Origin of the sequence: Micromonospora humidisoli, from assembly GCF_016900955.1 — a bacterium.
In the GTDB taxonomy this organism is placed as follows: Bacteria; Actinomycetota; Actinomycetes; order Mycobacteriales; family Micromonosporaceae; genus Micromonospora; species Micromonospora wenchangensis.
Genome location: NZ_JAFEUO010000008.1, coordinates 150,645 through 175,994 on the forward strand (window position 1 = coordinate 150,645; position 25,350 = coordinate 175,994).

Here is a 25,350-nt window from a genome sequence, read left to right on the forward strand (position 1 = left end):
GTTGCAAAGCTGGAGCTCTGCGGGCATCCTGTCACCCGGCGTGGATCACCTGTGGACAATGCGTGGGAGGCTCGTTTGCTGGTCGCCGACGAGTTCTTTCTGATTGCGCACAACGACAGCCGCGGCAAGGCCAAACTGCACCCGAGCGCCACCGGGCTCGGCCTGGCCGCCGGGTTGCTGGCCGAGCTGATCCTGTTCGGACAGATCACCGTCTCCGGTGGACTGGTCACCGTGATCGACAGGCGTCCCCCGACCGACGCGCTGGCCCACACCGTGCTCGACCAACTGATCGGCGAGTCGCAGCACCAGGCGGTGCGCACCTGGCTCGCCTTCCTGGCCCAGTCGTCCACCACCTCGGTGGGGGAGCGGCTGGCCCGGGCCGGGGTGCTGCGCCGGCAGGAGACCCGCCGCCTGCTGCGGACCACCGTCAGCTACCTGCCGATCGACCTCAACGCCGCCGCCTGGCCGGCGACCCGGCTACGGGCCCTGGTGGAGCGGCCCGAACAGCCGCTGGTGTCGGACACGACGCTGCTCGGCCTGGTGGCCGCCGCCGGGCTGACCCGCGAGGTGCTGTGGAGCGCCGGGCCGCGTGCCCACCACCGACTGTCCACCCTCGTCGGGTCGCTGCCGCCCCCGTTGAAGGAACTCGTCGTGCACACCGAGGCCGCGGTCGGCGCGGCGGTGCTGCGCGGCATCCCCTGATCTCGCCGCGCCACCCCCTTCCCCCCTCACCTCCCCTCTTCCGGAGCAGCCCCATGCCCCCGCATCCGACAGTCGACCGCCCCAGCAACGTCAGTGACGCCCTGGCCCGTGGCCGCCTCGGCGTGCCGTCGGTCATCTTCTTCGTCCTCTCCGCCGCCGCGCCGCTGACCGTGGTCGCCGGCGTGGTCACCACCGGCTACGCGGTCACCGGCATCACCGGCATGCCGCTGGCCTTCCTCACCGTGGGCGCCGTCCTGGCGCTCTTCTCCGTCGGCTACGTGGCGATGGCCCGCCGGGTCGAGAACGCCGGCGCGTTCTACGCCTACGTCGCCCGGGGCATCGGCCGCCCGGCCGGCGTCGGCGCGGCCTGGGTCGCGCTGATCGCCTACAACGCGCTCCAGGTCGGTCTCTACGGCGCGATCGGCGCCGCCGCCGCCCCGGTGCTCGGCACCCTGTTCGGCGTCGAACCGCACTGGTCCGTGGTGGCCCTGGTCGCCTGGGCCCTGGTCGCGTTCCTCGGCCTGCTGCGGGTGGACGTCAACGGCCTGGTCCTGGCGGTGCTGCTGATCGCCGAGATCGTGGTGATCGTCGTGTTCGACCTGGGCCAGCTCAGCCACCCGGCGGGCGGCTCGACCAGCTTCGCCGCCCTCGCCCCGGCCAACCTCCTGGTGCCGGGGGCGGGCGCGCTGCTGGTCCTCGCCATGACCGGCTTCGTCGGGTTCGAGTCCTCGGTGGTGTTCAGCGAGGAGAGCAAGGACCCCCGGCGGACGGTCCCGCTGGCCACCTACCTCTCGGTGGCGATCATCGCCGGGCTCTACGCGCTCTCCTCCTGGTCGATGACCGTGGCCGTCGGCCCGGAGAACATCTCCGCCGCCGCCGGTGAGCAGAGCATCGAGTTGATCTTCAACCTGGCCGCCGCGCACCTCGGCGACACCGCCGTCACCATCGGCCAGGCGCTGTTCATGACCTCGGTGCTGGCCGCGATGATCTCGTTCCACAACACCACCGCCCGGTACGCCTTCGCGCTGGGCCGGGAACGGGTGCTGCCGGCCGCCTTCGGGCAGACCTCGCCGCGCACCGGCGCGCCCCGGATGGCCTCGCTGGCGCAGAGCCTGCTCGGCCTGCTGGTGATCGTGCTGTACGCGGTGAACGGCTGGGACCCGGTGGTGCAGCTGTTCTACTACGCCGGCACCGGTGGCGGTTTCGGCGTGCTGTTGCTGATCGCCACCACCAGCGTCGCCGTCATCGTCTACTTCGCCCGCTCCGACACCGCGGAGTCGCTGTGGAAGCGGGCGATCGCCCCGGCCCTGGCCACCGTCGCGCTGGCCGCCGTCGTGGCGGTGGCGGTGGCGAACTTCGCCACCCTGCTCGGTGTCGCGCCGGATTCGCCGTTGCGCTGGATCATCCCCGGGGTCTACCCGGTGGCCGCGCTGATCGGCCTGCTGTGGGGTCTGGTGCTGCGCGCCAACCGTCCCGACGTCTACGCCCGGATCGGGCGCGGCGCGGAGAGCGCGGCGACCTCACTGTTCGCCCCGCCGGTGGACGGCCCGGTGCCGGTGGAGGCCCGGCGGTGACCGCGCCGGCCGTCGGACGGCTCGCCGCCGCCGACACCCGGTGGGTCGCCGAACGGATCGCCGAGGCGTTCCTGGTGCTCCCGGCGACCCGGTGGCTGGTGCCGGACGAGGCGAAGCGGGAGGCCGTCTTCGCCGACAACTTCGAGATCCTGGTCGACCACGCGATGCGCCACGGCCTGGTCTTCGGCACCGAGGACCGGGACGGGGTGGCGGTCTGGCTGCCGCAGGTCGGTGGCGAGTCACCGGCCCCGGAGGACTACGACGACCGGCTGGCCGCCGCCTGCGGGGAGTGGACCCCCCGGTTCCGGCACCTCGACGAGCTGTTCGCCGCGAACCACCCGCACCCCGACCACCACCACCTGGCGCTGCTCGCCGTCCGGCCGGGCCGGCAGGGGCGGGGACTGGGCACCGCGCTGCTGCGGCACCACCATGCCTGGCTGGACGCCCACGGGGTGCCCGGCTACCTGGAGGCCAGCAGCGAGGCCGGGCGGGACCTCTACGCCCGGCACGGCTACCGGCTGCGGGAGGTCTTCCGGCTGCCGGACGGCACACCGTTCTATCCGATGTGGCGGGACCCGGCGGTCGGCTGACCGGCATCCCGGGCAACGTCAGCGTCGCGTACCGGCGTGAACGCCGACCGACGTGGCACCGGCCCCGACGCGAGTGCGTCGGGGCCGGTGGTCGTCCGGAGTCGGGAAGGCCCGGCCGGCGAACCGCCGGCCGGGCCCCGTGGCTGTGGCCGTCGCCGACCCGTCGGGCCGGTGACCGCCGCCATCCCCTCAGTAGGTGCCGTCGAGCTGACCGCGCAGCTTGGTCAGGGCCCGGGCGAGCAGCCGCGACACGTGCATCTGCGAGACGCCGATCTGGTCGGCGATCTGCGACTGGGTCAGGTTGCCGTAGAAGCGCAGGGTGAGGATCTTCTGCTCGCGCTCGTCGAGGGTGGCCAACGCCGGGCCGAGGGCGACCCGCAGCTCGGCCAGCTCGAACTCGTTGTCCTCGCCGCCGAGCATGTCGCCCAGCTCGGTGGCGCGGTCGCCGTCGCCGGTCGGGGTGGACAGCGACACCGCGTTGTAGGCGCGGGCACCCTCCAGGCCCTCCAGGACCTCTTCCTCGGTGAGCTTGAGGTGGGCGGCGATGTCGGCGACCGTCGGCGAGCGGCCGAGGGTCTGCAACAGCGAGCTGTTGGCGTCGGAGATGGCCAGCCGCAGCTCCTGGAGCCGCCGGGGGACCCGGATGTCCCAGGTGCGGTCGCGGAAGTGGCGCTTGAGCTCGCCGATGATGGTCGGGATGGCGTAGCCGGCGAAGTCGACACCGCGCGACGGGTCGAACTTGTCGATCGCCTTGATCAGGCCGACCGCGGCGGTCTGGGCCAGGTCGTCGGTGGGCTCGCCCCGGCCGCTGTAGCGGTGGGCCAGGTGGTTGGCCAGCGGAAGCCAGGCCTCGATCGCCCGGTCGCGCAGCGCCGCCCGGGACGGGTGGCCGGCGGGCAGCGCGGCCATCGCGTTCAGCAGGTCGGCGGCGCTGTCGGTGAGCGCACGCGGGTCCAGCTTCTCGGTGGTGGACGGTGTCGCCGCCGGCTTGCTCATGGTTGGCGCGGTCATTGGTGGTCCTCCCTGCACCTCGTCCGCGATCAAAAAGACGTGACGCTTCGGTTTAGCTTCAGATGGGCCGTTCGGAAGCCACCATAGCCTGATCGGTGAACGGAAATCTAGCCGAAAGGCTGATGTACTTAAGTGATTTTCGACGACAAAACTGCACTATCGGACATGGTTCGCGTCGACTGTGATCGCGGGCACCTGTCGAACCGGTCGGCCCCCCCGGAACCCGACGCCGCGGTAACGGTGTCGGCTATCCGTCCTTGTCCCGCCGACGGGGCCGCCCGTAGCGTCGCTTGAGACCATCGCCGTACGGAGGACCACGTGCTCGACCCCGCGGACCCGCAGCTCGTCGTCGACAGCCGTACGTTGCGCTTCAGCTGGTCGCCGGCCGACCCGGACGCGGTCGCCGCCCTGGTCCCACCCGGCCTGTGCCCCCGGCCCGACCGGCAGGTCTTCATGAACCAGTACGTCGTCGAGGACGCCGCCCAGACCTCCGGCCTCGGCGCCCACTCGCTGACCTACCTGGGGGTGGCCCTCGCCGGGGTCGACGCGCCCGACAGGGTTACCCCCGGCGGCTGGTGGACCCACTACGTCACCTCCAGCCCCCGGGTCCGGGACTACGCCGTCGCCCGGGGCGCGCCGGCCGTCCTGGGCCGCACCACCCTGCGGGTACGCGGTGACGTGCTGGTCGCCGACACCGAGGTCGGCGGTGTCCCGCTGATCCGGACCCGGGCCCGGATCGGCCACACCGGCCATGAGCTGCGCGCCGGCCACCACCGCTACTTCACCCGGCGCGACGGCGAGCTGTTCAGCGGGGTCTACCCCTACGTCTCCGAACCGGTCAGCCCGTTCGAGATCGAGTCGGTGGAGTTCCTCGACCCCCGGCACCCGAGCTACGCGCTGCGCCCGGAGAACCCCCTGCTCATCGCCAACGGCTGCTACGCCCCGCGCACCTCGTTCGCCCATCCGGGCGGGCTGACCCGCTACCCCAACCCCGCCCACGTCGGCCCCGACCGGCGGGAGCTACCAGGTGCCCTTGCGGCGGGCGTGCAGCGGCCTGCCGTCGGGGTCGTAGAACAGCCGGTACGCCGGTAGCGCCCACAGCCGGGTGTACCAGGGCAGCCGCTCCGGCCGGTGCGGACGCAGCCGGCCCGGCGGCCGGGGGCCCGAGCGGCCGGAGTCGTGCCACCGCTGCAGGGCGTCCGCCGAGGCGGTGATCGCCGCGACCGCGCTGGCCGGGTCCAGCAGGTCGGCGTCGTCGGCACCGTCCGGGTCGCGGTCCAGGTGCTCACGCCACAACCGCAGCCGCAGGTCCCGGGCGAACACCCGGGCCCCGTCACCCCGACCCGCCGGGTCGACCGGGGCCCGCTCGTCGCGGGTCTCGTCGAGCACCGCGCAGGACAGCTCGCTGTCGTGCGTCCAGGACCGCCTGTTGAAGTTGTCACTGCCCACGCTGGCCCACACGTCGTCGACCACGCAGATCTTGGCGTGCACGTAGACCGGGTCGCCCGCCCGGTTCTCCACGTCGAAGACGTGCACCCGGTCCGGCGCGGCCCGCGCGCACAGCGACAGCGCCTGCTCCCGGCCCACCGTGTTGGGCGGCAGCGCCAGCGCACCGTCGACGTCCGGGTAGCGGGGGACCACCGCGACCAGGTGCAGGTCGGGATTGTCCCGCAGCGCCTCGGCGAACAGCTCGGCCACCTCGGTCGACCAGAGGTACTGGTCCTCCAGGTAGATCAACCGGCGGGCCCGGCGTACCGCCTTGGTGTAGCCCCGGGCCACCGTCCGCTCGCCGTCCGGGGCGAACGCGTAGCGGGGACGCACCGCCGGATAGGTGCGCAGCACCTGGATGTGGTGCGGGCCGCAGGGCGGCGGGTCGGCCGGCGGGTCGGGCAGCGGATCGGGGCTCAGGTCGGAGCCGCGCAGCCGGTCCCGCAGGTAGGCCAGCGGGTTCTCCGAGTCCAACGGCATCGGGTCGGTCCACCGCTCCCGGAACGTGGTGTCCAGCGCGGCGACCACCGGGCCCCGGACGGCCAGCTGCACGTCGTGCCACGGCGGATGTGGGCCGTACTTCGGTGACATGGCGAGGGCCTGCGGGTCGCCGTGGTGGTCGGCGTCGTCGCGGCGGCTGTGGCACAGGTCGATCCCGCCGGCGAAGGCGACGTCCCGCTGCGGGGCGTCGCGGTGGCGCAGCACCACCAGCTTCTGGTGGTGCGACCCGCCCCGCCGGACGCGCTGGTCGAGCAGCACCTCACCACCGGCGGCGTTGACCGTCTCGCTCAGGTCGCGGTTCTCCGCCTCGCTGTAGGACAACGAGTCGAGGTGGGAGCGCCAGAGCAGCCCCTTGACCAGCACGCCCCGCTGGGCGGCCCGGGCGAAGAGCTGGGCCACCGTCGGGCCGTCCGGGCGCATCCGCTCGTCCGGGTCGCCCCGCCAGTCGGTGAAGAAGAGCTGGTCGCCCGCACCGAGCGCCTCGACCTCGGTGACCAGGCGGTCGAAGTACGCCGAGCCGTGAATCAACGGCTCGGCGAGGTTTCCGGACGTCCAGACGGGTATCCCGGAGACCGGGTTGGCGCGTTCCTCAGCGGTCAGGAACCAGTCCTCGATCGCCACGTTCCAACCTCCCGAGGTCGACGACGTCCTCACGGTAGGACCCCCACCGTCGGTACGCACTCCGGGTCTGCCGGAACCCGCCCGGACGGTGGCCTACCGCACCCCACGAAGCCGTGCACGCCGAGGAGGCCAGGCCCATGCCCGCCGAGACGACGAACCCCGCGACCGAGGACCGTACGGATGCGGTCGAGAGCGAAGGCGGCGCGATCCTGGCGGTGCTGCTGATGGTGATCCTGGGGGTGGCCGGGATCTTCGCGGTGTCCTGACCGACGCGGTCCCGCCCCGGGCGTCCCGGGGTGACACCGGGACGCCCGTCGCAGGTCGGTCTCAGGGGCGGTCGCCCTGGCCGCCGGTGTGCGGCAGCCGCTGGGCGGGAACCACGCCCAGCTTGCCCGCCTGGAAGTCCTCGAAGGCCTGCATCAGCTCGGCGCGGGTGTTCATCACGAACGGCCCGTAGTGCGCCACCGGCTCCCGGATGGGCTTTCCGCCCATGATGTAGAGGTCCAGGGCCGGGGTGTTGCCGTCCTGTTTGCCGGCGGCGGTCACCCGCAGCGCGTCGCCCGCACCGTGCACGGCCAGCTGGCCGCCCTGGAACGGCCGCCGGTCGGTGCCGATCGTGCCGCGACCGGAGAGCGCGTAGACCAGCGCGTTGAAGTCGGCCCGCCAGGGCAGGTCCAGCTCCGCGCCGGGCTCTAGCGTGACGTGCGCGATGGTGATCGGGGTGTGGGTCGCCCCCGGCCCCCGGTGCCCGGCGATCTCACCGGCGATGATCCGGATCAGCGCGCCGCCGTCCGGCGTGGTCAGCAGCGCCGACTCCCGGCCACGGATGTCCTGGTAGCGCGGCGGCATCATCTTGGCCACCCGGGGCAGGTTGACCCAGAGCTGGAGGCCGTGGAAGAGACCGCCGCTGGCCACCAGGTGCTCCGGCGGGGCCTCGATGTGCAGCAGGCCGCTGCCGGCGGTCATCCACTGGGTGTCGCCGTCGGTGATGGTGCCGCCGCCGCCCTGCGAGTCCTGGTGGTCCATGATCCCGTCGATCATGTAGGTGACGGTCTCGAAGCCCCGGTGCGGGTGCCACGGGGTGCCCTTCGGCTCGCCCGGCGCGTAGTCCACCTCGCCCATCTGGTCGAGGTGGATGAACGGGTCGAGATCCGACATCGGCACCCCGGCGAAGGCGCGGCGGACCGGGAAACCCTCACCCTCGTAGCCGCTGGGGGCGGTGGTCAGCCGGCGGACCGGCCGGTAGCTGGTGGTCTCGTCGAGCCGGGGCAGGCGGGGCAGGACGAGGACGTCGTCGACGGTGATCGCGGGCATCACGGGCTCCTCAGGTGTCGCGGTGGGTGGACGACGCGTCCCGGTCGGCGCGCAGCCGCCGGCCGAGCCGGTCGAAGACCCGGGTCAGGGTGGCGACCTCGGCGTCGTCGAGGTCGTCCATCAGGTGCCGCCGGACCGAGGCGAGGTGCCCCGGCGCGGCCTCACGCAGGGCGAGCAGCCCGGCGGCGGTGAGCACCGCCTCGCTGCCCCGACGGTCCCCGGGGCAGGACTGCCGGGCGACCAGACCCCGCCGCTGCATGGTGGAGATCTGGTAGGTGAGCCGGCTGGGGGAGAAGACCAACCGGGCGGCCAGCTCGCCCATCCGTAGCCGTTGGCCGGGTGCCTCGGAGAGCAGGACCAGCACGTGGTAGTCGGCGAAGCTCAGCCCACCGTCGGCGCGCAGATCGTCCTCCAGCTGGGTGAACAGCCGCTGGCTGGCCTCGATGTAGGCACGCCAGCAAGCCATCCGCTCGCTGTCCAGGCTCTCCGTCATGGCTCGAACAGTAGCACTCTTTCAAATTTAAACAAGCTCACTGATGCCCGTGTGAGCAGCGAGACAGTCCTCCTTGACGGGAGGAAGTTCAGGATTTGAAAGGACCCGGTGGGTGGCGAGCTGACAGACTGCTCCGGTGGAACCCGTACAGATCACCGCACCCGGCCTGGTGCTGCGCCCCTGGCGGGCGGCGGACGCGCCGGCCGTGCTGGCCGCCCTGGTCGACCCCGACATCGTCAGGTGGAACGGGCAGGGGGTGACCGACCTGGCGACCGCCGCCGCGTGGATCACCAGGCGGGCCGACCGCAGCGACGACAGCCATGTCTCCGTCGCGGTCACCGACGCAGCCGACGGGACGCTGCTCGGTGCGGTCTCCGTCCACCAGATCCGGCACGGCAACGCCGCCGTCGGCTACTGGACCGCCGGGCCGGCGCGCGGACGGGGGGTCGCCTCCGGCGCGCTGCGGGCGCTCACCGACTGGGCCTTCACCCACCTCGACCTGCACCGGATCGAGCTGTGCCACGCGGTCGACAACCCCGCCTCCTGCCGGGTCGCCACCCGCGCCGGCTACCGCTGGGAGGGCACACTGCGCGAATCGCACCGCTACGGCGACGGCCACCGCCACGACGAGCACCTGCACGCCCGCCTCGCCACCGACACCTGACCCGCTCCGCTCCCGCTCACCCGTCGCCCCCGCCCCGCCCCGCCCCGGCCCTGCCCTGTCCCGGGTGATCAAGAGCTTTGCGTCACCATTGAGCCGAATGCTGACCCAAACCTCTTGATCACCGCCGCTCGGCGCGTTGTCCCGGTGGAGCGTCCCGTGATCAAGAGGTTTGCGTCACGTTGAGGCCGATTTCCGGCCCAAACTTCTTGATCACCGCCCCGTGGGCGCCGCTGTCCCCGGTGATCAAGAAGTTTGCGTCATCGTTCAGCCCGATACTGACGCGAACCTCTTGATCACCGGGGGCGGCGGTTCGGGGGCTGGTTAGGGTCGACGGGTGGACGACCTCGATGTGCTCGACTGGCGGGAACGCACCGCTGCGCTCTACCTGTCCGACACCGATCTGGCCGGCTTCCGGGCCGCCCGGGACGAGTTGTTCCGCAGTCACCCGGCCAGCCCGCTGCCGGCCGCCGACCGGGCCGGTTTCCCCGGGCTCGGCTGGTTCCCGCCGGACCCGGGGGCGGTGGTCGAGGCCCCGCTACGCCCCGCCTCCGGCACCGAGACCATCGACACCGGCGGCCCGGACGGCGTGGTGAGCTACCGGCGGGTGGCGGTCGCGGAGACGCCGTGGGGGCCGCTGACCCTGTGGTGGATCGAGGCGTACGGCGGGGGACTGTTCGTGCCGGTCCGCGACGGCACCAGCGGCCGGGAGACGTACGGCGGTGGCCGGTACCTCACCGACACGGTCAAGGGGACCTTCGGGCGGGGACTCACCGTGCTCCCCGGTCACCGGGTACGCCTCGACGCCAACTACCTCTACAACCCCAGCTGCGCCTACGACGACACCTGGGCCTGCCCGCTGGCACCCCCGGAGAACCGGCTCGCCACCCCGATCCGGGCCGGTGAACTGGTCTATCCCCGCCGCGACCGCTGACCCTGCCACGTCCCCGCCCTACCCGCCCCGCCCCACCCGCCCCGTCGCTCGGCGAGAGGTGAGGTCAGCGGCCGGCCTGGCATGCCCAGGTCAGGAATCGGTCGGTCGCGTCCACGGTTCTGCCGCCGTCGAGCTGCGTGAGCTGGTCTTCGGCTTCCTCCCTGAGCGTCGACAGCAGGGTCAGCAGGCCCGGCCGGTCGTCGGCGTACGCCGCGAGGAGCGCGAGTTTCGCTTCCCCGCAGGGCCACGGGTGGGCGTCGATCCGGCAGAGCCAGGTGGGTGGCAGCGGCGTGTGCCGGCCGGGAAGCAGCTCGGTCACGCCACCACGGCCCTTCCCGGGATCGGCCTGCGCGGAGCCGGTCGACGGGGGCCGGGCTCCGGGCGCGTCGCTCCGGCCGGCATCAGGAACAGGGTCCGCCGCCGGACCGCGTCGCCGGCTGCGTCCAGCTCGTAGGCGTCGATCCACAACCAACCGTCGTACGTGTGCCGGTCGGTGAGCACCCGGATGACCCGTACCGTGATCGGACGGATGAACTGCACGCTCGCGGCGCGCGTCAGGTGGAGCACGTCACCGGGGCGGATCGGGTGCGGGGTCACCGGGCTGGCTCCCGTTCCAGCCGAGGGGCCCGGCGGTGGCAGTGAGCCCGGCGGTGGCAGGGGACGGCGTTCGCCAGCCGGCCGGGGCCCCGCCACGGTGGGACGAACGGCCCGATCGGGCCGGGCACCGACGGGCGTGCCGGTGGCGGGTCGTCGTCAGGCTTGCGGCGCGGCTCGGGCGGCGGTGGGCTGTCGGGCTCCGGCGTGTCCGGCACGGTGCTCCCCCTTCGTAGCGGTGGATGGAACGGGGGCCGCCTCCTGCCCCTCCACAGGAGACGGCCCCCGCAGCAGACGCGGCCGGCGGATCTCCCCTCCGACCGGCGGCGCCGCTCTGGACTCCACCTTGCCGAGGGTTGTGGAGCAAACACACCGCGTAGCAATATGCAGGCAGACGTTCGGAACGTTCGGCCGCAACATGGGAGGGAGCGGGATGAATCTGGCAGTCAAAGAGGCCATGGCGCAGACCGGGGAGACCGCCGAGAGCCTGGCAGCTCAGGTCGGGGTCGACCCGAAAACCGCAGCCAGGTGGGCACGCCACGGGAGCATCCCGCAGACCCGGCATCGCGCCAAGGTCGCGGCGGTCCTGGGCCGCGACGTCCTGGACCTCTGGCCGGACGCGCTGAAGCGCCACGAGCCGGTCTGGTTTCGCCGCTGGGCGGACATCGAGCGCGAGGCGGTGGTGCTGCGGGGGTTCGAACTGGCGTGGGTGCCGGGGCTCCTGCAAACGGAGGCGTACGCGCGGGCGACGCTGGCGCTGGCGACCCCCACCCCCGAGGAGGTGGACGAGCTGGTGACGGCGCGGATGCAGCGGCAGGCGATCCTCCACCGGCCAGAGCCTCCGCTCGTCGTCGCGGTGATCGATGAAGCGGCCCTCCGGCGGCGCGCAGGACGCGACGGCAAGCTGATGCGCGAGCAGTGTGAGCACATCGCGGCCTGCGCCGAACTGCCGTGCATGCAGGTGCACGTCGTGCCGCTCGACACGCCGATCTATCTGGGCATGGGCGGTCCGTTCGTGCTGGCCGAGCTGCCGGACGGTGCGCGGCTGGCGCATCAGGACGGTCCGGCCAGGGCGCACATCACCGACGACGCGGCAGAAATCGCTAGCCTTGAACGTAGCTGGGCTCGCATAGTCGGCGAGGCCCTACCCCGGACGCAATCTCTCGATCTCATCAGGAGAGTGGCAGCGACATGGACATGACCGGCGCGCGGTGGCGTAAGAGCACGAGGAGCGGCAGCAACGGCGGGAATTGCGTCGAGGTCGCCGACAACCTGCCCGGCGTCGTCCTGGTGCGGGACACGAAGGACCGTGCGGGTGGGACGCTGGCGTTCGCGCCGGGTGCGTGGCGGGGGTTCGTGGACTTCGCGAGGGCGTCCCGCTAGCCAGAAATCCCAGTGCCCCCGTCGGCCGGGGCATTCCTCGCTGCCCGGGTGACGGGTGCTCCCGGCGTGTCATGGCCGGGCCGCCCGCCCCGGTGAGGGGCCGACGACGCGACCGCCGCCCCGACGCTGGGCGCGTCGGGACGGCGGCGGGGTCGGACGGGTCAGCGGGCGGTGGCCCCGGTCGGGGTCAGGTGCATCCGGCCGAGCATCTGCCGCGCCTGGTCGGCCAGGGCGGCGTCGACGGTCACCGCGTACTGGCCGGCGCGTAGCGAACTGGCCGAGGTGAAGTCGCGCTGGCCGCCGGACATGGCGTGCGCCACCGCGCCGAACACGGCACCCCAGATCGCGCCGATCACCAGGCCGACCAGGATCACCGCGAGCCAGTTGCCGACCGTGAAGATGCCGAACAACAGGCCGATGAACAACCCGAACCACGCGCCGGTGCCGGCACCCAGCAGGGCGGCGCGTCCCGTGGTGAGCCGGCCGAGCACCGTCTCCACCAGGGTGAGGTTGGTCCCGACGATCGCGGTGTGCTCCACCGGGAACCGGTTGTCGGCCAGGTAGTCCACCACGCGCTGCGCGGACGGGTAGTCCGGGTACGCGCCGATCGTCACCGTGGGCGGGCCGCCCTGCGGGCCGTGTCCGTCCCCCGGCGGGGTCGCCGGCCGGCCGGCCGGACCGGACGGGAGGTTGTCGCCGCCCGGCATCCCGGGTCGCCAGGTGGCGGTCGGGTTCGCTGCTCTGGTCATGGCCTCCTCCTTCGTCAACGACCGGCGTTCCCGTGGGCCCGTCGAGGTAACGCCGGCAGGTCCGGTAATCCGGGCCCGACCTGGATGACGCCGGGAGGCTGGGGCCGCCGGAGCGAGGGTCACGGGCGGACAGAAGACGGTGTGGTCGAGGAATGCGCGCCGAGGAGCCCGGGTAACCCGCCCCGTGGACAGCGGACGGATCAGCGAGCACGGGTTCCTCGCCGACGGGCGCAGCGCCGCGCTGGTGGACCGGCACGGCTCGGTCAACTGGTGGTGCCCGGCCCGGTTCGACAGCCCGTCGGTCTTCGGCCGGCTCCTCGACGACCGGGCCGGGCACTGGTCGATCACCCCGGAGGGCGACGACGTCCGGGTGTCCCGCTCCTATCTGGACGATTCGCTGGTGCTGCGTACCGTCTTCCACACCGGCACCGGCTCGGTGGCGGTCACCGACGCGCTGGCCCTGGAACCGGAGGCGCGCGGGCACGACATCGGCCTGCGCTCGCCCCGGGTCCTCGCCCGGCTGGTCGAGGGGCTCTCCGGCGAGGTGCCGGTACGCGTCGAGTTCGCTCCCCGGTTCGAGTACGGCCGGGTCACCGCGTACCTGACCCACGCCGCCGGGGTGATCGACGCGCGGGCCGGCGCGTGCCGGCTCAGCCTGCGCTCCGACGTACCGTTGGCCTGCCGGCACGGCGATGCCGTCGGCCGGGCGACCGTCCGGGCCGGGGACACCCTGCGGCTCACCCTCGGGTACGCCCCGACCTACGACGGCGGCGAACCGGCGCTGCCCGCCGCCGACCGGGTGGTGGCCGACGCGGTGACCGGCTGGCGCTCCTGGGCCGACCTGCACGACTACCAGGGTCTCTACCGCGACCAGGTACGACTCGGCGCGATGGTGGTGCAGGGCATGACCTACCAGCCCAGTGGCGCGATCGTCGCGGCGGCCACCACCTCGCTGCCCGAACAGGTGGGTGGTGACCGCAACTACGACTACCGCTACGTCTGGGTCCGCGACTTCAGCCTCACCCTCCAGGCGCTGTGGCGCTCGGCCTGCCCGGACGAGGCCGACCGGCAGTTCTCCTGGGTGGCGCGGGCGATGGGCCGCATCGACGACGGCCGGGTGCCGATCATGTACGGCGTCGAGGGCGAGCGGGACCTCACCGAACACGCCCTCGACCACCTGCGCGGCTACGCCGACAGCCGACCGGTGCTGGTCGGCAACGACGCCTGGACCCAGCGGCAGAACGACGTGCTCGGCGAGATCCTCGACGCCGCCTGGCTGATGCGGCACTACCTGGACCCGATGTCGCCGGACGTGCGGCACCTGCTGCGGGCGCTGGCCGACCAGGCGGTCCACAGCTGGCGTCTGCCGGACTCCGGCATGTGGGAGGCCCGCGACGCCGAACGGCACTACGTGTCGTCGAAGGTGCAGTGCTGGACGGCGTTGGACCGGGCGGTGCGGTTCGGCCCCCGGCTCGGCGACCCGGCCGACATCCGGCGGTGGGCGGGGGCCCGCGACGAGGTCCGCGCGGCGGTGCTGCGGCGGGGGTGGAACGACCGGCTGGGCGCGTACACCGGGGCCTTCGACTCCGACCGGTTGGACGCCTCGGTGCTGCTCATGCCGCTCGTCGGGTTCCTGCCCGCCGCCGACCCGAGGATGCGCTCCACCATCGACGTGGTGGAGCGGCGGCTGTCCCGCGACGGGCTGCTGCGCCGCTGGGACGGTGACCCGGCCGGTTTCGTGATCTGCTCGTTCTGGCTGGCCAGCTGCCTGGCCCTGGCCGGCGAGCAGGAGCGGGCCACCCGGCTGTTCGAGCAACTCGCCGGCCGGGTCAACGACCTCGGCCTCTACGCCGAGCAGATCGACCAGGCCACCGGCGAACAGGTGGGCAACTTCCCGCAGGCGTTCTCGCACATCGGCCTGATCAACGCGGCCGGCCTGCTCACCGACATCGCCGAACGACGGCGCGACCTCGCCACCGACCGGCCGCATTTCGTGACGACCGGCACCGACGTCGTGGCGACGTCGACCTGAGCCGTGCCGACCGGCACGGGACCGACGGAGGGAACACGCTGATGAGTGGACGACTGACCGGCCGCACCGCCCTGATCACCGGCTCGGACTCGGGCATCGGGCAGGCCACCGCGATCGAGTTCGGCCGGGAGGGTGCGGACGTGGTGGTGCACTACCTGCACGATCACGCCGGCGCGGACCACACCCGGGCCGAGATCGAGAAGGCCGGCCGACGGGCGGTGGTGGTGCAGGGCGACATCAGCGTCGAGCATCAGGTCGAGGCGATGTTCGACGAGGCGCTGGCGGCGTTCGGCACGGTGGACGTGCTGATGAACGACGCCGGGGTGGACGCCTCCGGCATCGGCGTGGCCGACCTGGACACCGCGACCTGGGACCGGTGCATCCGCACCAACCTGTACGGGATGTTCTTCTGCTGCCGGCGGTTCGTCCGGCACCGCCGCGACCAGGGCGGCGGCGGGAAGATCATCAACATCACCTCGATCCACCAGGAGGTCGCCCGGGCCGGCGGGGCGGACTACGACTCCAGCAAGGGCGGCATGCTCGAACTGGCCAAGAGCCTCGCCCTGGAGGTCGCCCCGATGCGGATGAACGTCAACAACATCGGACCCGGGATGGTGCTCACCCCGTTCAACCAGGAGGCCATCGACGACCCGAAGTACCTGGAAGAGCAGGTGCAGAGCATCCCGTGGAAGCGGGCCGCCGAACCGGCCGAGATCGCCAAACTGGCCGTCTTCCTGGCCAGCGACGACGCCGACTACGTGACCGGGTCGACGTACTTCATGGACGGCGGCCTGATGCAGAATCAGGGCCAGGGCGCCTGAGCCGGCCGGCCGCGCCCGGCCCCCGCCCGGAAGGCCCGCCTGATGCGGCTGCTCATGATCGCCGACACCCACCTGCCCCGACGCGCCCGGGACCTGCCGGACGAGGTGTGGGCGGCGGTGGACGCCGCCGACGTGGTGCTGCACGCCGGTGACTGGGTCGAGGTGGGGCTGCTCGACCGGCTGGCCGACCGGGCCCGTCGGCTGGTCGGCGTGTACGGCAACAACGACGGCCCCGACCTGCGGGCCCGGCTGCCCGAGGTGGCCGAGGTGGAGCTGGCCGGCCTGCGGGTGGCGGTGGTGCACGAGACGGGTCCGAAGACCGGCCGGGAACAGCGCTGCGCGGCCCGGTTCCCCGACCGCGACCTGCTCGTCTTCGGCCACTCGCACATCCCGTGGGACAGCGTCGCACCGGGCGGCCTGCGGCTGCTCAACCCGGGCTCACCCACCGACCGGCGGGCCCAGCCGTACGCCACGTACCTGACCGCCGAGGTGGCGGCGGGACAGCTCGACCGGGTCGTGCTGCACCGCCTGCCACCCCGCTGAGGTCACCGGCCCCGGCCGGTCTCCTCCTGCAACTCGTCGATCCGCCGGGACGCCTCTGCCTTGGTCAGGTCGTCCGGCACCTCCTCGCCCGCCTCCCGGGCGAGGGTGTGCAGGTACGACTCCTGGGCGGCGGTCGGCGGCTCGTCCCCGGTCACCCACTCGTCCGGATCCTTGATCGCCCCACGCGGGTCGGGCAGCTGGTCGTTGTCGGTCATCACGTTCACCTCTCCTCGAACAGCCGTGCCAATACCCCGCCGGCCGCCAGGTCATGCCGGTCGCGGTGCCTACGATCATCCGGTGGACACGGATGTGATCGTGGTGGGTGCCGGCATCGCCGGGGTGGCGTGCGCCGGGGAACTGGCGCGGGCAGGTGTGCCGGTACAGGTCCGGGAACGCGGTCGGGTGGCCGGGGGCCGGATGGCCAGCCGACGCTTCGACGGCCGCCCCGCCGACCTGGGGGCGGCGTACCTCACCGCCGACGACCCGGACTTCGTCGAGGTCGTCCGGCGCTGGCAGGCCGCCGGGCTGGTACGGGAGTGGACCGACACCTTCGTCGCGTACGGCCCGGACGGCCGGCGGGAGGTGCCCGGACCGGTCCGCTGGGCCGCCCCGCGTGGCCTGCGTTCCCTGGTCGAGGAGCTGGCCCGGGAGTTGCCGGTGACCGTCGACCGGCTCGTGTCGGGCGTCGCGCCGGGCCCGCTGGTGGACGGGGAGCCCGCCGCCGCCGTGGCGCTGTGCACCCCGGGTCCGCAGGCCGCCCTGCTGCTCGACCCGGCGCTGAGCGGGGCCACCCGGGCCGCCGTACGGCAGCGGTGGTCGCCGGTGCTCGCGGCGGTGCTGCGCTTCCCCGGCCGGCGGTGGGCCGACTTCCGGGGCGCGTTCGTCAACGACCACCCGGTGCTCGCCCTGGTCTGCGACGACGGCGACCGGCGCGGCGACGCCGCCCCGGTGCTGGTCGCCCACACCACGCCGGAGTTCGCCGCCGGGCACCTGGCCCAGCCCGGGGGTGCCGGCCCGGCGATCGAGGAGGCCGTCCGCGACCTGCTCGGCCTGCCGGACCCGGCCGAGCTGACCCACGTGCACCGGTGGACGTACGCCCGGCCGGTCGAGCCGGACCATGACGGGACGTTCTTCCTCGACGACGACCTGGTCGGGTTGGCCGGGGACGCCTTCGGCAGGCCCCGGGTGCAGAGCGCCTGGCGCTCCGGCCGGGACCTGGGCCGGGAACTGGCCCGCCGGCTCACCTGACCGTGCGGCCGGCCCGGTCCGGTGCCCGGTCAGCTCCGGGCGGCGTCCAGGGCCGGTTCGTCGCGCCGACCCCGCTCCGACGGGTCGGCGGTGCGTTCACCGGCCCGGTCCAGCAACTGCATCACCGGGGTCGCGGCGATCCCGTGCACCACCACCGAGACGACCACCACCAGGCCGACCGTCGCCCAGATCAGGTCCGCCTGGGCGAAGTCCGCCTTGGTGGTGGCGTACGCCAGGTAGTAGAACGAGCCGACGCCGCGGATGCCGAACGACGCGATCACCCAGTGCTCCGCGGGGCGACCCGGTGCGCCGCGCAGCGACAGCCACCCGAACAGCGGCCGGATGACGAACACCAGCGCCAGCCCGACCGTCGCCGCCTGCCAGGTGAGCGGGGCGAGCAGACCGGTGATCACCGCGCCACCGAACAGGAGCAGCAGCAGGACGGTCAGCAGCCGTTCGGTCTGCTCGGCGAAGTCGTGCAGCACGGCGTGGAACTCGTGGGTCCGCTCGGCCGCCCGGATCGCCCGCGCGGCGACGAACACGGCCAGGAAGCCGTACCCGCCGACCACCTCCACCAGCCCGTACGCCAGGAAGGTGGCGGCCAGCGCGAGGAAGCCCTCGGCGTGCCGGGCCAGCCGCAGCTCGCTCGGGGCGCGGAAGAACAGCTTGCCGAGCAGCCAGCCGATCAGCAGGCCGCCGCCGATCCCGACGGCCAGCTTGTAGAGCACGTCGACGGTGAACCACTCGGCGAACCAGCCCGACGGGGCCAGCCCGGCGGTGGCGATCGCGATGGCCGCGTAGACGAACGGGAAGGCCAGGCCGTCGTTGAGGCCGGCCTCGGAGGTCAGCGCGAAGCGCACCTCGTCCTCGGAGTCCTCGGCGTCAGTGGGTTCGCCCACCTGGACGTCCGAGGCGAGCACCGGATCGGTGGGGGCGAGGGCCGCGCCCAGCAGCAACGCGGCGGCCGGCACCAGTCCCGCCCACCACCAGCCGAGCAGCGCCACCGCCGCGATGCACAGCGGCATCGCGATCGCCAGCAACCGCCAGGTGGACGACCATTTCCGCCAGCTCAACGGTCTGTCGATCTTGAGGCCGGCACCCATCAACGCCACGATCACGCCGATCTCGGTCAGGTGGGTGGCGACCTGCGGGTACCGCAACGGGTCCGGCGCGGGCAGCCCGATCGGCAGGGCGAAGACCAGCATCCCGAGGCCGAGGAACGCTATCGGCATCGACAGCGGACGACGCTCCAGCAGGCGGGGGAGCACCCCGGCCAGCAGGGCACCCACGCCCACCAGCGCGAACTCGACATCGACCAGTTCCACCCCGACCGCCTCTCACCCCCGGCCACGAGCGTGGGCGGGGGTGGGACTGTGCCCCGTGACCGGCCGGGCTAAGCCTGGGTGTCCGGCTTGTCCCGGCACGGGCGGTCGATCAGTGGCCGCCGATGGCCGACCCCGACGGCCACTCCCGCGTGTCGAAGCGGTCAGCGTTCATCACACCGGACAGAAGTCGGGGCCGTCGGGTGTGGTGACCAGTTGCCAACCGAATGCCTCCAGGGTGATGTCGGTCCGGGTGCCGAAGGTCCGGAACACCTCGGCGACCGTGCCGTCCGGAAGACGGTCGGCGACGTCGGTGAACATCGCCTCCGGCGGCACGTGGAGCTGCCGGGCCACGTACCAGGGCAGGGCCAGTCCCACCATGAGGTCCCGGGCGTCGTCGTCCTCCAGACAGCCGGCGAGCCCGGTGGCGAGCAGGGAACGGCGTAGCAGGTCGGGATCGTGCTGCCGGAGTGCCCGCGTGGCGGAACGGACGCCGTACCGGCCCAGCGCCAGCGCAACGGCCGGATCAAGGGAATCGACGAACTGTTGATCCATACGACCTGGTACGCGCTTGAGGATCGCTGCCGCCAGGTGGTCCTGCCTTCCTGAGATCCGGTGCAGGTTGGGCTTCATGGGGTCAGGATCGCAGACGGGTTCGAGCCGACGGCGAGGGCTTGGTCCGCAGCCGGGGACCGACCGGACCGCTGGTGGGCAATCCCGGTCAGCCGGTGGGCAGGAGGATCTCGAACCAGACCGTCGAGCCCCGTACCGTCGGGTCGGTGCCCCAGGCGTCGGAGAGCTGTTCGATCAGCCCGAGGCCCCGGCCCCGGCTGCTCAGCGTGTCGGTCTGGGCGCGGGTCACCGTGCCCCGGGTGCCGGAGTCGGCCACCGACACCAGCAGTCGTTCCGGGCTGAGGTCGATCTCCACCCGGGCGGCGGTGCCGGCGTGCAGCAACGCGTTGGTGGTCAGCTCGCTGGTGCACAGCACCGCCGCACCGATCACCGCCTCGGGCACCTGCCACTCGGCCAGCTGCGCGGTCATCCAGTGGCGTACCCGGCTGGGCGCGGTCGGCTCGGCGGGCATCTCCATCCCCGCCGACCGGCTCGGCTTGAGCGCGTGCTCGACCGCGAGCACCGCCACGTCGTCCTCGGTGGCGCCGGGGACCGCGCCGGTGGCGACCGCACACAGCGCCCGGGGGTCACCGCTGGCGGCCCCGGCCACCGCCGCCGCCAACCCGGCCAGGCCGGCGGTGAGGCTCTGTCGCCGGCGCTCGACCACCCCGTCGCTGTAGAGCAGCAGGGTGTCGCCGGGGGCGAAGGGCACGGTCGCGGTGTGCGGCCGACAGCCCAACCCCAGGGGCGCGCCGGTCGGCAGCTCGACGAAGGCGGCGGTGGCGACGCCGTCCGGCCCGGACCGCCGGATCAGCGGCGGGGGATGCCCGGCGCTGGCCAGAGTGATCTCGCCCCGGTCGGCGTCGACCACCCCGAAGGCCACCGTCACGAACAGCTCGTGGGTGCCGGTCTCGGTGCCCAGGCTCGCCACCAGCCGGTCCAGCCCGGCCAGGACGGCGTCCGGCCGGGGATCGGTCAACGCCAGCGCCCGCAGCGCCGCGCGTACCTGCCCCATCCGGGCCGCCGCCTGCACGTCGTGCCCGGCGACGTCGCCCAGCACCACGCCCAGGTCACCGGAGGGCAGCAGGAACGCGTCGTAGAAGTCGCCCCCGGCGGCGTTGCCGTCGACACCGGGGTCGTAGCGGGCGGCGATGCGCAGCCGGGGCAGCGTCGGCAACTGCTCCGGGAGCATGCTGCGTTGCAGCAGCTGGGCGGTACCGTGCTGGGTCTCGAACCGGCGGGCACGCTCCGCCGCCTGGCCGACCAGCTCGGCCGAGGCGGCCAGCAGCGCCCGTTCCGCCGCCGTCCAGCCGTGCGGGGTCTGGTAGCCCACGGCGAGGCCGCCGCGGATCACCGACGAGCGTAGCGGCAGCGCGGCCAGCGAGCGGATCTTCTGGTCGTGCCGGTCGACGGCGGTGTCCCGCAGCGGTTGGCCGTCGCCGGCGAAGAAGGGCACCCCGCTGCGCGCGCCGACCACCACCGGCGCGGTGGTGTCCGGTGGGACCGGTCGCCACAGCGGGGGCAGCCGCTCGTCGGCCTCGTCGAGCAGTTCGCCCCGGATCCGGCGGACCAGCCGCCAGGCGGGGCCGTCGTCGACGGCGAAGGAGACCTGGTCGGCGTCGAAGGAGTGCAGCGCGTAGCGCAGCGTCACCCGGGCCACGTCGTCGAGGGTGAGGGTGCCCGACAGCGCCGCGGCGAAGTCGGACAGGCTCTGCAACTGCTGGGTGAGCTGGCTGGTCTGGGCGGCGACGGTGAGCACGCCGACGATCCGCCCGGTGCTGTCGCGGACCGGGGAGTGGCCCCGGGTGAAGACGGTGTGCTCGCCGGTGCCCTGCTGGTGGATGGGGAGCACCGACTCCTTCTGGAGGAAGGACTCGCCGTGCCGGTAGGCCCGCTCGATGACCTCGCCGACGCCGGGGGTGTGCCACAGGTCGGCGTAGACCTCGGGGGCGGGCCGGCCCATCGCGTCCGGGTGCCGGTCGCCGATCACCTCCGCGTACGCCTGGTTGTAGAGCAGCACGAAGTCGTCGCCGTAGTGCAGCGCCATCGGTACGGGGCAGGACAGGATCACGTCGACCAGGACGCGGATGGTCACGTCCCAACCCTGTTGCGGACCCAGCGGGGTGTCGGCCCACGGGTGGGCGGGCACGGCTGCCGCCTCCGGTGTGACCCCGGCCGGCCCCGGTGCGGGGGTTGGTGACGTCGGGACCCGCCCGACCGTGCCTGGCATGCCCGCAGCCTATCCGGAGCCGGCCCGGGTGACCCGATCATGCCCGTCGCCTCCACTGACGCCGACCTTCGTGTAGTTCCGGCGGGTTTTCTACAGACATGTCGGGAAAATCGGTGCGGATTCTCCGGCGTGCTGCTGCGGCGGACGGGTAACCGGGCGGCGCAGTCCATTGGACAGGAGGGACATCATGCCGGAAACCCTTGCGGTCAGGCAGGTCGACATCGGTAGCGCCTTGACCGACATGTGGCGGTCGGTGCTGCTGTTCGTGCCGAGAGCCATCGCGTTCATCGTCATCCTCGTGGTGGGCTGGCTCATCGCCCGCGCGGTACTCAAGATCGTGGACGCGGCGCTGGAACGGGTGGGCTTCGACCGGGCGGTCGAACGGGGCGGGATCAGACGCGCGTTGGAACGCACCAAGTACGACGCCAGTGACATCCTGGCCCGACTGGCGTACTACGCGGTGCTGCTGTTCACCCTGCAGTTCGCGTTCGGGGTGTGGGGGCCCAACGCGATCAGCGACCTCATCCGGGGGGTGGTGGCCTGGCTGCCGCGGGCGTTCATCGCGATCGTCATCGTGGTCGTGGCCGCTGCCATCGCCAACGCCGTGCGGGACCTGGTCTCCGGTGCGCTCGGCGGCCTGTCGTACGGCAAGGTGCTGGCCGACCTGACGGCCATCTTCATCCTGGCGCTCGGCGTGATCGCCGCGCTGAACCAGGTCGGCATCGCCACCACGGTCACCACGCCGGTCCTGATCGCGGTGCTCGCCACCGTGGCCGGCATCCTGATCGTCGGCGTCGGCGGCGGTCTGGTGAAGCCGATGCAGTCCCGCTGGGACGGCTGGCTGGACCGGGCGGCCGAGGAGTCGCGGGCGGTCCAGGAGCACCGGCGGGCCCGCGCCGCCGGGCAGGGCGACATGGGTCGGCAGATGGCCGACCGGGGCGGCGAGCGGACGCAGGCCATGCCGCGCGTCGACGAGGCCCGCACGATGGCCGGCGGTCGGGGAACCTACCAGTCCGGCACCGGCGACGAGACCCAGCAGTTCGGCCGTCCGGGCAGCTGAGTCGGCAGTACCACCGGGAAGGGTGTCCGCGCGAGGCGGGCACCCTTCCGGCGTGGACCGGGTCAGGCCGGGTCGAGGTGCCGGGGGTCGAGGGTGCGGGCCAGGGCGCAGACCGCGAGCAGGCGGACCAGCACCCAGTCCGGGGCGGTGAAGTCCGCCGCGCCCTCGGGGAGCAGGCCGTGCTCCCGGGCGGTGTCGCGGACGCCCTCGGCGTAGCCGGCCAGGGCGGCCGGGGTCAGCGGCCGGCGGTCACCGTCGAGGCTGTCCCGGATCGCCGCGGCGTGCTGGTCGACCAGCGCGAGCAGGCCGGGCCGGGCTGCGGCGGCAGCGAGGCCGGGGGCACCGACCGAGGCGCTGAGCAGGGCCAGGTGGGAGCGCGCCGCCCGTACGGCGGTCCGGGTCGCGACCTGGGGGTACGGCACTCGCATGAGGATCGAGGTTAACCACCCGGTAACCCCGGCGGAGTCGGCCACCCGGCCGGTACGGGTTCCCCCGGCGGCCGACCGGCCCTCGGCCACCGGGACCGATCCGCGCCCCGGCGGGCAGACGGCGCACCGGCCACCGTCGGCGTCCGGGCGGACAGCAACGGGACGCGGTGCCGGAATCCCCCGGTGCGTCAGGGGGTCAGTGACCCGAGCAGGACGGTGCCGCCGCACGGCAGCTGCCCGACGTTGCCGACGGTCAGCACGTACTGCCGCTGGCGGGAGCCGTCCGGGTTGGCCCGTTGCACGTACCGGCTGCGGGTCACCTCCAACTGGCAGGCGTTGCCTGCGGCGGCCCCCGTCGGGGCCAGGCCGGGCAGGTAGACCGCGTTCAGCGGGTTGGCGTTGTTCCAGGTCCAGGTGGCCGAGGCCCCGACGGCGAGCGTCCCGGTCGGCCACGACGCCGACGGGCCGGTCTGGGCGAGCTGGAACTGGCCGGAGCAGGTGATCGTGCCGATGTTGCGGAGCACGAAGTAGAACTTGCGTACCCCGTCCGGTTCCTGCCGGTACCAGCTGCGGGTGATCTCCAGCTGGCAGGCGGCCGTCGCGGTCGCCCCGGTCGGCGTCACCCCCAGCAGGTACGACACGGTGGGCGCGATCTGCTCCACCCAGCCGTAGTTGCCGCTGGCCCCGGGCGCGAGCGCCCCTGTCGACCAGTCGTGGGTCGGCGTCAGCCAGGACAGCAGGACGGTGGCCGTGCAGGTGAGCGTGCCGCTGTTGGCGACCATGAAGTGGAACCGCCGCTCGCCGCCCGGCTCCCGGGAGTACCAGGTCCGGGTCACCTCGAACTGGCAGGGGGTCAGGTCACCGGCCCCGGTGGGGGACAGCCCCACCTGGTACGCCGCGTTCAGCGGGTTGGCGTTGTTCCACACCCAGCCCTGGGTGACGCCGGGTGCGACCGGGCCGGTGGACCACGACGCCTGCGCGGCGGCGCTGCGTACGGCGGCGAGGTCGCGGGCGTCCCGCTCGCCCACCGGCGGCGCGGCCGACGCCGGCGTCGGGGCGAGCGCCACCACCGCCAGCAGGCTCAACAGCCACATCCACACCGTCGGTCGTCTGGTCACGGTCGGCGCTCCTCGGGGTCGGGGGTGCCGGAGTACGGCGACCGGGGCGCGGCGGGTGCCGGGCCGGTGCCGGTGTGCGGCGGGGTGTCGACAAGGTCGCACACCGGCGGTCGCCGTGGCGGGGCCGATATCCGACAGCGCGGGACGACGCCCCGGGCGGTCCGGCGTCGCTACAGTCCAGTTCCCACCCGGAAGGAATCCCACCGATGGCCCTGTCCCGTTCCGCCCGCCGGTGGTTCGGCGCGCGCCTCGCCGGCACCCTCGCCCTGGCCCTGACCGTGCCGCTCGCCCAGCCCGGAGCGGCCCTGGCCGGCACCGCGCTCGGCGACGGCGACGTGCAGATCGCCCGGACCGCGCAGGACTACACCTACCGCACCTACCAGCGGCACTGGTCGGTGGTCGCCGTCCAGCCCGCCGCCACCGCCGACTGGGACCTGACCCTGCGCGACGCCGCCGGCAGCACGCTCGCCACCAGCGTCTACGGGCTCGGTCGTACCGACTTCGTGGTGGTCGACTCCACGGCCGGGCACCTGCCGTTCGGCGCTTACACGGCCGTGGTCAGCGCGTACACCCCCGGCGTGTACTGGGTACAGCAGCGCACGGACACCGCCACGATCACCCTGCCGCCGGTGACACACTCCGGCACCACCGGCCCGGCCGACCCCGACCTGACCTTCTCCAGCCTGGTCGACCACGACGTGGTCACCGTCGCCGACCTCTGGCTGACGGCCGGGGAGTCGTTCTGGGCGCACACCACCACGGCCGCATCCTCGCTGCTGCTGGCCGGGAGCGACCCGGCCGACCCGACGAGCTTCGTCCAGGGCCGGGCCACCGTGGCGGCCCGGCAGCACACCGAGGTCATCGACGGCTGCACCAGGTACACCGCGCAGCGCACCGGTTGGCACGCCCTGATCCAGATCGGCGACCGCGCGCCGAGCACACACGTCCCGACCCAGGGCACCGGGTACGCCCTGCACCGGGTCGACCCGGCGCACCCGCTGAGCTGCCCGCAGCGGGAGTTCCCCGGCCCGACCCCCTGACGGGCCGCCGGGCGGTCAGTCCGCGCTGGTGGCGTCGGCCGGGCGACGACGGCTGGCGTCGTCGGCGATGATCACGGTGGCCACCATCAGCGCGACGCAGAGGCTGAACAGCCACGAGTCGTCGGAGGAGAACCTGGCGGAGACCGGGGCCTGGACGGCGGCGAGCAGGAAGCCGAGCCAAGCCAGACGACGCTGACGAGGGGTGAGGAAACCGGAGCCCTGTTGCATCCCGAAAGTCTTGCGCGACCCCTTCGGATTACCGGCAGCCGAACGGCGGATTC

The 25,350-nt window shown here is 73.2% G+C and carries 29 protein-coding genes; 15 read left to right on the forward strand and 14 right to left on the reverse strand.

Annotated elements, in window-relative coordinates:
• Positions 1-75 precede the first annotated feature (75 nt).
• Genes JQN84_RS26420 through JQN84_RS26430 form a run of 3 tightly spaced genes read left to right on the forward strand, consistent with a single transcriptional unit; the run spans position 76 to position 2,866 of the window.
• Positions 76-702 (forward strand): GOLPH3/VPS74 family protein, encoded by a 627-nt coding sequence (locus JQN84_RS26420; protein WP_204961271.1) that lies wholly within the window; start codon positions 76-78, stop codon positions 700-702.
• Between the two features lie 53 nt (positions 703-755).
• Positions 756-2,276 (forward strand): APC family permease, encoded by a 1,521-nt coding sequence (locus tag JQN84_RS26425; protein WP_204961272.1) that lies wholly within the window; start codon positions 756-758, stop codon positions 2,274-2,276.
• A complete protein-coding gene (locus tag JQN84_RS26430) occupies positions 2,273-2,866 on the forward strand; it encodes a GNAT family N-acetyltransferase (protein ID WP_204961273.1) in 594 nt (197 codons plus the stop codon). Before JQN84_RS26425 ends, JQN84_RS26430 begins: the two co-directional genes overlap by 4 nt.
• 189 nt (positions 2,867-3,055) lie before the next feature.
• Here the strand turns inward: JQN84_RS26430 and JQN84_RS26435 are convergent, their stop codons facing one another.
• Positions 3,056-3,877 carry a SigB/SigF/SigG family RNA polymerase sigma factor gene (locus JQN84_RS26435; protein ID WP_088644086.1) on the reverse strand — a complete coding sequence of 274 codons (822 nt, stop codon included), beginning with the start codon at positions 3,875-3,877 and terminating at the stop codon, positions 3,056-3,058.
• A 318-nt stretch (positions 3,878-4,195) separates the two neighbouring features.
• On the opposite strand from JQN84_RS26435, the gene JQN84_RS26440 reads away from it, so the two are divergent.
• Positions 4,196-4,969 carry a hypothetical protein gene (locus JQN84_RS26440; protein ID WP_307821443.1) on the forward strand — a complete coding sequence of 258 codons (774 nt, stop codon included), beginning with the start codon at positions 4,196-4,198 and terminating at the stop codon, positions 4,967-4,969.
• On the opposite strand, the gene JQN84_RS26445 is transcribed toward JQN84_RS26440, so the two are convergent.
• Entirely contained in the window at positions 4,898-6,487 is a 1,590-nt protein-coding gene (locus JQN84_RS26445) for a phospholipase D family protein (protein WP_204961274.1), read from the reverse strand. The genes JQN84_RS26440 and JQN84_RS26445 overlap by 72 nt on opposite strands.
• Positions 6,488-6,624: 137 nt before the next feature.
• Here JQN84_RS26445 and JQN84_RS31980 point away from each other — a divergent pair, with 137 nt between their 5' ends.
• Positions 6,625-6,753, forward strand: coding sequence for a hypothetical protein (locus JQN84_RS31980; protein ID WP_255554078.1), 129 nt, complete (start codon positions 6,625-6,627; stop codon positions 6,751-6,753).
• 61 nt (positions 6,754-6,814) lie between these two features.
• Here the strand turns inward: JQN84_RS31980 and JQN84_RS26450 are convergent, their stop codons facing one another.
• Positions 6,815-7,801: a pirin family protein gene (locus tag JQN84_RS26450; protein ID WP_204961275.1), complete on the reverse strand. Its 987-nt coding sequence runs from the start codon at positions 7,799-7,801 to the stop codon at positions 6,815-6,817.
• A gap of 10 nt (positions 7,802-7,811) precedes the next feature.
• Positions 7,812-8,294 carry a MarR family winged helix-turn-helix transcriptional regulator gene (locus JQN84_RS26455; RefSeq protein WP_204961276.1) on the reverse strand — a complete coding sequence of 161 codons (483 nt, stop codon included), beginning with the start codon at positions 8,292-8,294 and terminating at the stop codon, positions 7,812-7,814.
• Positions 8,295-8,430: 136 nt separating this feature from the next.
• Between JQN84_RS26455 and JQN84_RS26460 the strand changes: the two genes are divergently transcribed.
• Together JQN84_RS26460 and JQN84_RS26465 are read left to right on the forward strand one after the other, a co-directional pair.
• The gene (locus tag JQN84_RS26460) at positions 8,431-8,958 is read left to right on the forward strand and encodes a GNAT family N-acetyltransferase (RefSeq protein WP_204961277.1); all 528 of its coding nucleotides are present in this window, start codon (positions 8,431-8,433) and stop codon (positions 8,956-8,958) included.
• A 334-nt stretch (positions 8,959-9,292) separates the two neighbouring features.
• Positions 9,293-9,889: a DUF1684 domain-containing protein gene (locus JQN84_RS26465; RefSeq protein ID WP_204961278.1), complete on the forward strand. Its 597-nt coding sequence runs from the start codon at positions 9,293-9,295 to the stop codon at positions 9,887-9,889.
• Positions 9,890-9,953: 64 nt separating this feature from the next.
• Here JQN84_RS26465 and JQN84_RS26470 read toward each other — a convergent pair whose 3' ends face one another.
• Together JQN84_RS26470 and JQN84_RS26475 are read right to left on the reverse strand one after the other, a co-directional pair.
• A complete protein-coding gene (locus JQN84_RS26470) occupies positions 9,954-10,208 on the reverse strand; it encodes a flavin reductase (protein WP_281899054.1) in 255 nt (84 codons plus the stop codon).
• Complete coding sequence (locus tag JQN84_RS26475; protein ID WP_281899052.1) at positions 10,205-10,486, reverse strand: hypothetical protein; 282 nt, start codon at positions 10,484-10,486, stop codon at positions 10,205-10,207. Before JQN84_RS26475 ends, JQN84_RS26470 begins: the two co-directional genes overlap by 4 nt.
• A gap of 430 nt (positions 10,487-10,916) precedes the next feature.
• On the opposite strand from JQN84_RS26475, the gene JQN84_RS26480 reads away from it, so the two are divergent.
• On the forward strand, positions 10,917-11,684 hold the full coding sequence (locus JQN84_RS26480) for a DUF5753 domain-containing protein (RefSeq protein WP_204961279.1): 768 nt from the start codon (positions 10,917-10,919) through the stop codon (positions 11,682-11,684).
• Positions 11,675-11,866, forward strand: a complete 192-nt coding sequence (locus JQN84_RS26485; protein WP_204961280.1) for a DUF397 domain-containing protein — start codon at positions 11,675-11,677, stop codon at positions 11,864-11,866. Before JQN84_RS26480 ends, JQN84_RS26485 begins: the two co-directional genes overlap by 10 nt.
• 161 nt (positions 11,867-12,027) lie before the next feature.
• Here the strand turns inward: JQN84_RS26485 and JQN84_RS26490 are convergent, their stop codons facing one another.
• Positions 12,028-12,615 (reverse strand): YflT domain-containing protein, encoded by a 588-nt coding sequence (locus tag JQN84_RS26490; RefSeq protein WP_088644078.1) that lies wholly within the window; start codon positions 12,613-12,615, stop codon positions 12,028-12,030.
• Between the two features lie 184 nt (positions 12,616-12,799).
• On the opposite strand from JQN84_RS26490, the gene JQN84_RS26495 reads away from it, so the two are divergent.
• From JQN84_RS26495 to JQN84_RS26505, 3 genes are read left to right on the forward strand one after another with little or no spacing between them, the layout of a single operon-like run.
• Positions 12,800-14,647 carry a glycoside hydrolase family 15 protein gene (locus tag JQN84_RS26495; RefSeq protein WP_204961281.1) on the forward strand — a complete coding sequence of 616 codons (1,848 nt, stop codon included), beginning with the start codon at positions 12,800-12,802 and terminating at the stop codon, positions 14,645-14,647.
• Positions 14,648-14,688: 41 nt separating this feature from the next.
• On the forward strand, positions 14,689-15,468 hold the full coding sequence (locus tag JQN84_RS26500; protein WP_204961282.1) for an SDR family oxidoreductase: 780 nt from the start codon (positions 14,689-14,691) through the stop codon (positions 15,466-15,468).
• 42 nt (positions 15,469-15,510) lie between these two features.
• Positions 15,511-16,011 carry a metallophosphoesterase family protein gene (locus JQN84_RS26505; protein ID WP_204961283.1) on the forward strand — a complete coding sequence of 167 codons (501 nt, stop codon included), beginning with the start codon at positions 15,511-15,513 and terminating at the stop codon, positions 16,009-16,011.
• A 2-nt stretch (positions 16,012-16,013) separates the two neighbouring features.
• Here JQN84_RS26505 and JQN84_RS26510 read toward each other — a convergent pair whose 3' ends face one another.
• On the reverse strand, positions 16,014-16,226 hold the full coding sequence (locus JQN84_RS26510) for a DUF3072 domain-containing protein (RefSeq protein WP_088644100.1): 213 nt from the start codon (positions 16,224-16,226) through the stop codon (positions 16,014-16,016).
• A gap of 94 nt (positions 16,227-16,320) precedes the next feature.
• On the opposite strand from JQN84_RS26510, the gene JQN84_RS26515 reads away from it, so the two are divergent.
• Positions 16,321-17,259, forward strand: a complete 939-nt coding sequence (locus JQN84_RS26515) for an NAD(P)/FAD-dependent oxidoreductase (protein ID WP_204961452.1) — start codon at positions 16,321-16,323, stop codon at positions 17,257-17,259.
• A gap of 29 nt (positions 17,260-17,288) precedes the next feature.
• Here JQN84_RS26515 and JQN84_RS26520 read toward each other — a convergent pair whose 3' ends face one another.
• The 3 genes from JQN84_RS26520 to JQN84_RS26530 form a co-directional block, all read right to left on the reverse strand.
• On the reverse strand, positions 17,289-18,584 hold the full coding sequence (locus JQN84_RS26520; RefSeq protein WP_204961284.1) for a cation:proton antiporter: 1,296 nt from the start codon (positions 18,582-18,584) through the stop codon (positions 17,289-17,291).
• A 171-nt stretch (positions 18,585-18,755) separates the two neighbouring features.
• Complete coding sequence (locus JQN84_RS26525) at positions 18,756-19,136, reverse strand: hypothetical protein (protein WP_204961285.1); 381 nt, start codon at positions 19,134-19,136, stop codon at positions 18,756-18,758.
• Positions 19,137-19,302: 166 nt separating this feature from the next.
• Positions 19,303-21,423, reverse strand: a complete 2,121-nt coding sequence (locus tag JQN84_RS26530) for an ATP-binding SpoIIE family protein phosphatase (protein ID WP_204961286.1) — start codon at positions 21,421-21,423, stop codon at positions 19,303-19,305.
• A gap of 187 nt (positions 21,424-21,610) precedes the next feature.
• On the opposite strand from JQN84_RS26530, the gene JQN84_RS26535 reads away from it, so the two are divergent.
• On the forward strand, positions 21,611-22,483 hold the full coding sequence (locus JQN84_RS26535; protein WP_204961287.1) for a mechanosensitive ion channel family protein: 873 nt from the start codon (positions 21,611-21,613) through the stop codon (positions 22,481-22,483).
• Positions 22,484-22,545: 62 nt separating this feature from the next.
• Here JQN84_RS26535 and JQN84_RS26540 read toward each other — a convergent pair whose 3' ends face one another.
• Together JQN84_RS26540 and JQN84_RS26545 are read right to left on the reverse strand one after the other, a co-directional pair.
• Positions 22,546-22,911, reverse strand: a complete 366-nt coding sequence (locus tag JQN84_RS26540; protein ID WP_204961288.1) for a DUF6401 family natural product biosynthesis protein — start codon at positions 22,909-22,911, stop codon at positions 22,546-22,548.
• 188 nt (positions 22,912-23,099) lie between these two features.
• Complete coding sequence (locus JQN84_RS26545) at positions 23,100-24,029, reverse strand: hypothetical protein (RefSeq protein WP_204961289.1); 930 nt, start codon at positions 24,027-24,029, stop codon at positions 23,100-23,102.
• 206 nt (positions 24,030-24,235) lie between these two features.
• Between JQN84_RS26545 and JQN84_RS26550 the strand changes: the two genes are divergently transcribed.
• Positions 24,236-25,069, forward strand: a complete 834-nt coding sequence (locus JQN84_RS26550) for a hypothetical protein (protein WP_204961290.1) — start codon at positions 24,236-24,238, stop codon at positions 25,067-25,069.
• A gap of 15 nt (positions 25,070-25,084) precedes the next feature.
• Here JQN84_RS26550 and JQN84_RS26555 read toward each other — a convergent pair whose 3' ends face one another.
• Positions 25,085-25,297, reverse strand: coding sequence for a hypothetical protein (locus JQN84_RS26555; protein WP_088644069.1), 213 nt, complete (start codon positions 25,295-25,297; stop codon positions 25,085-25,087).
• Between the last annotated feature and the right edge of the window lie 53 nt (positions 25,298-25,350).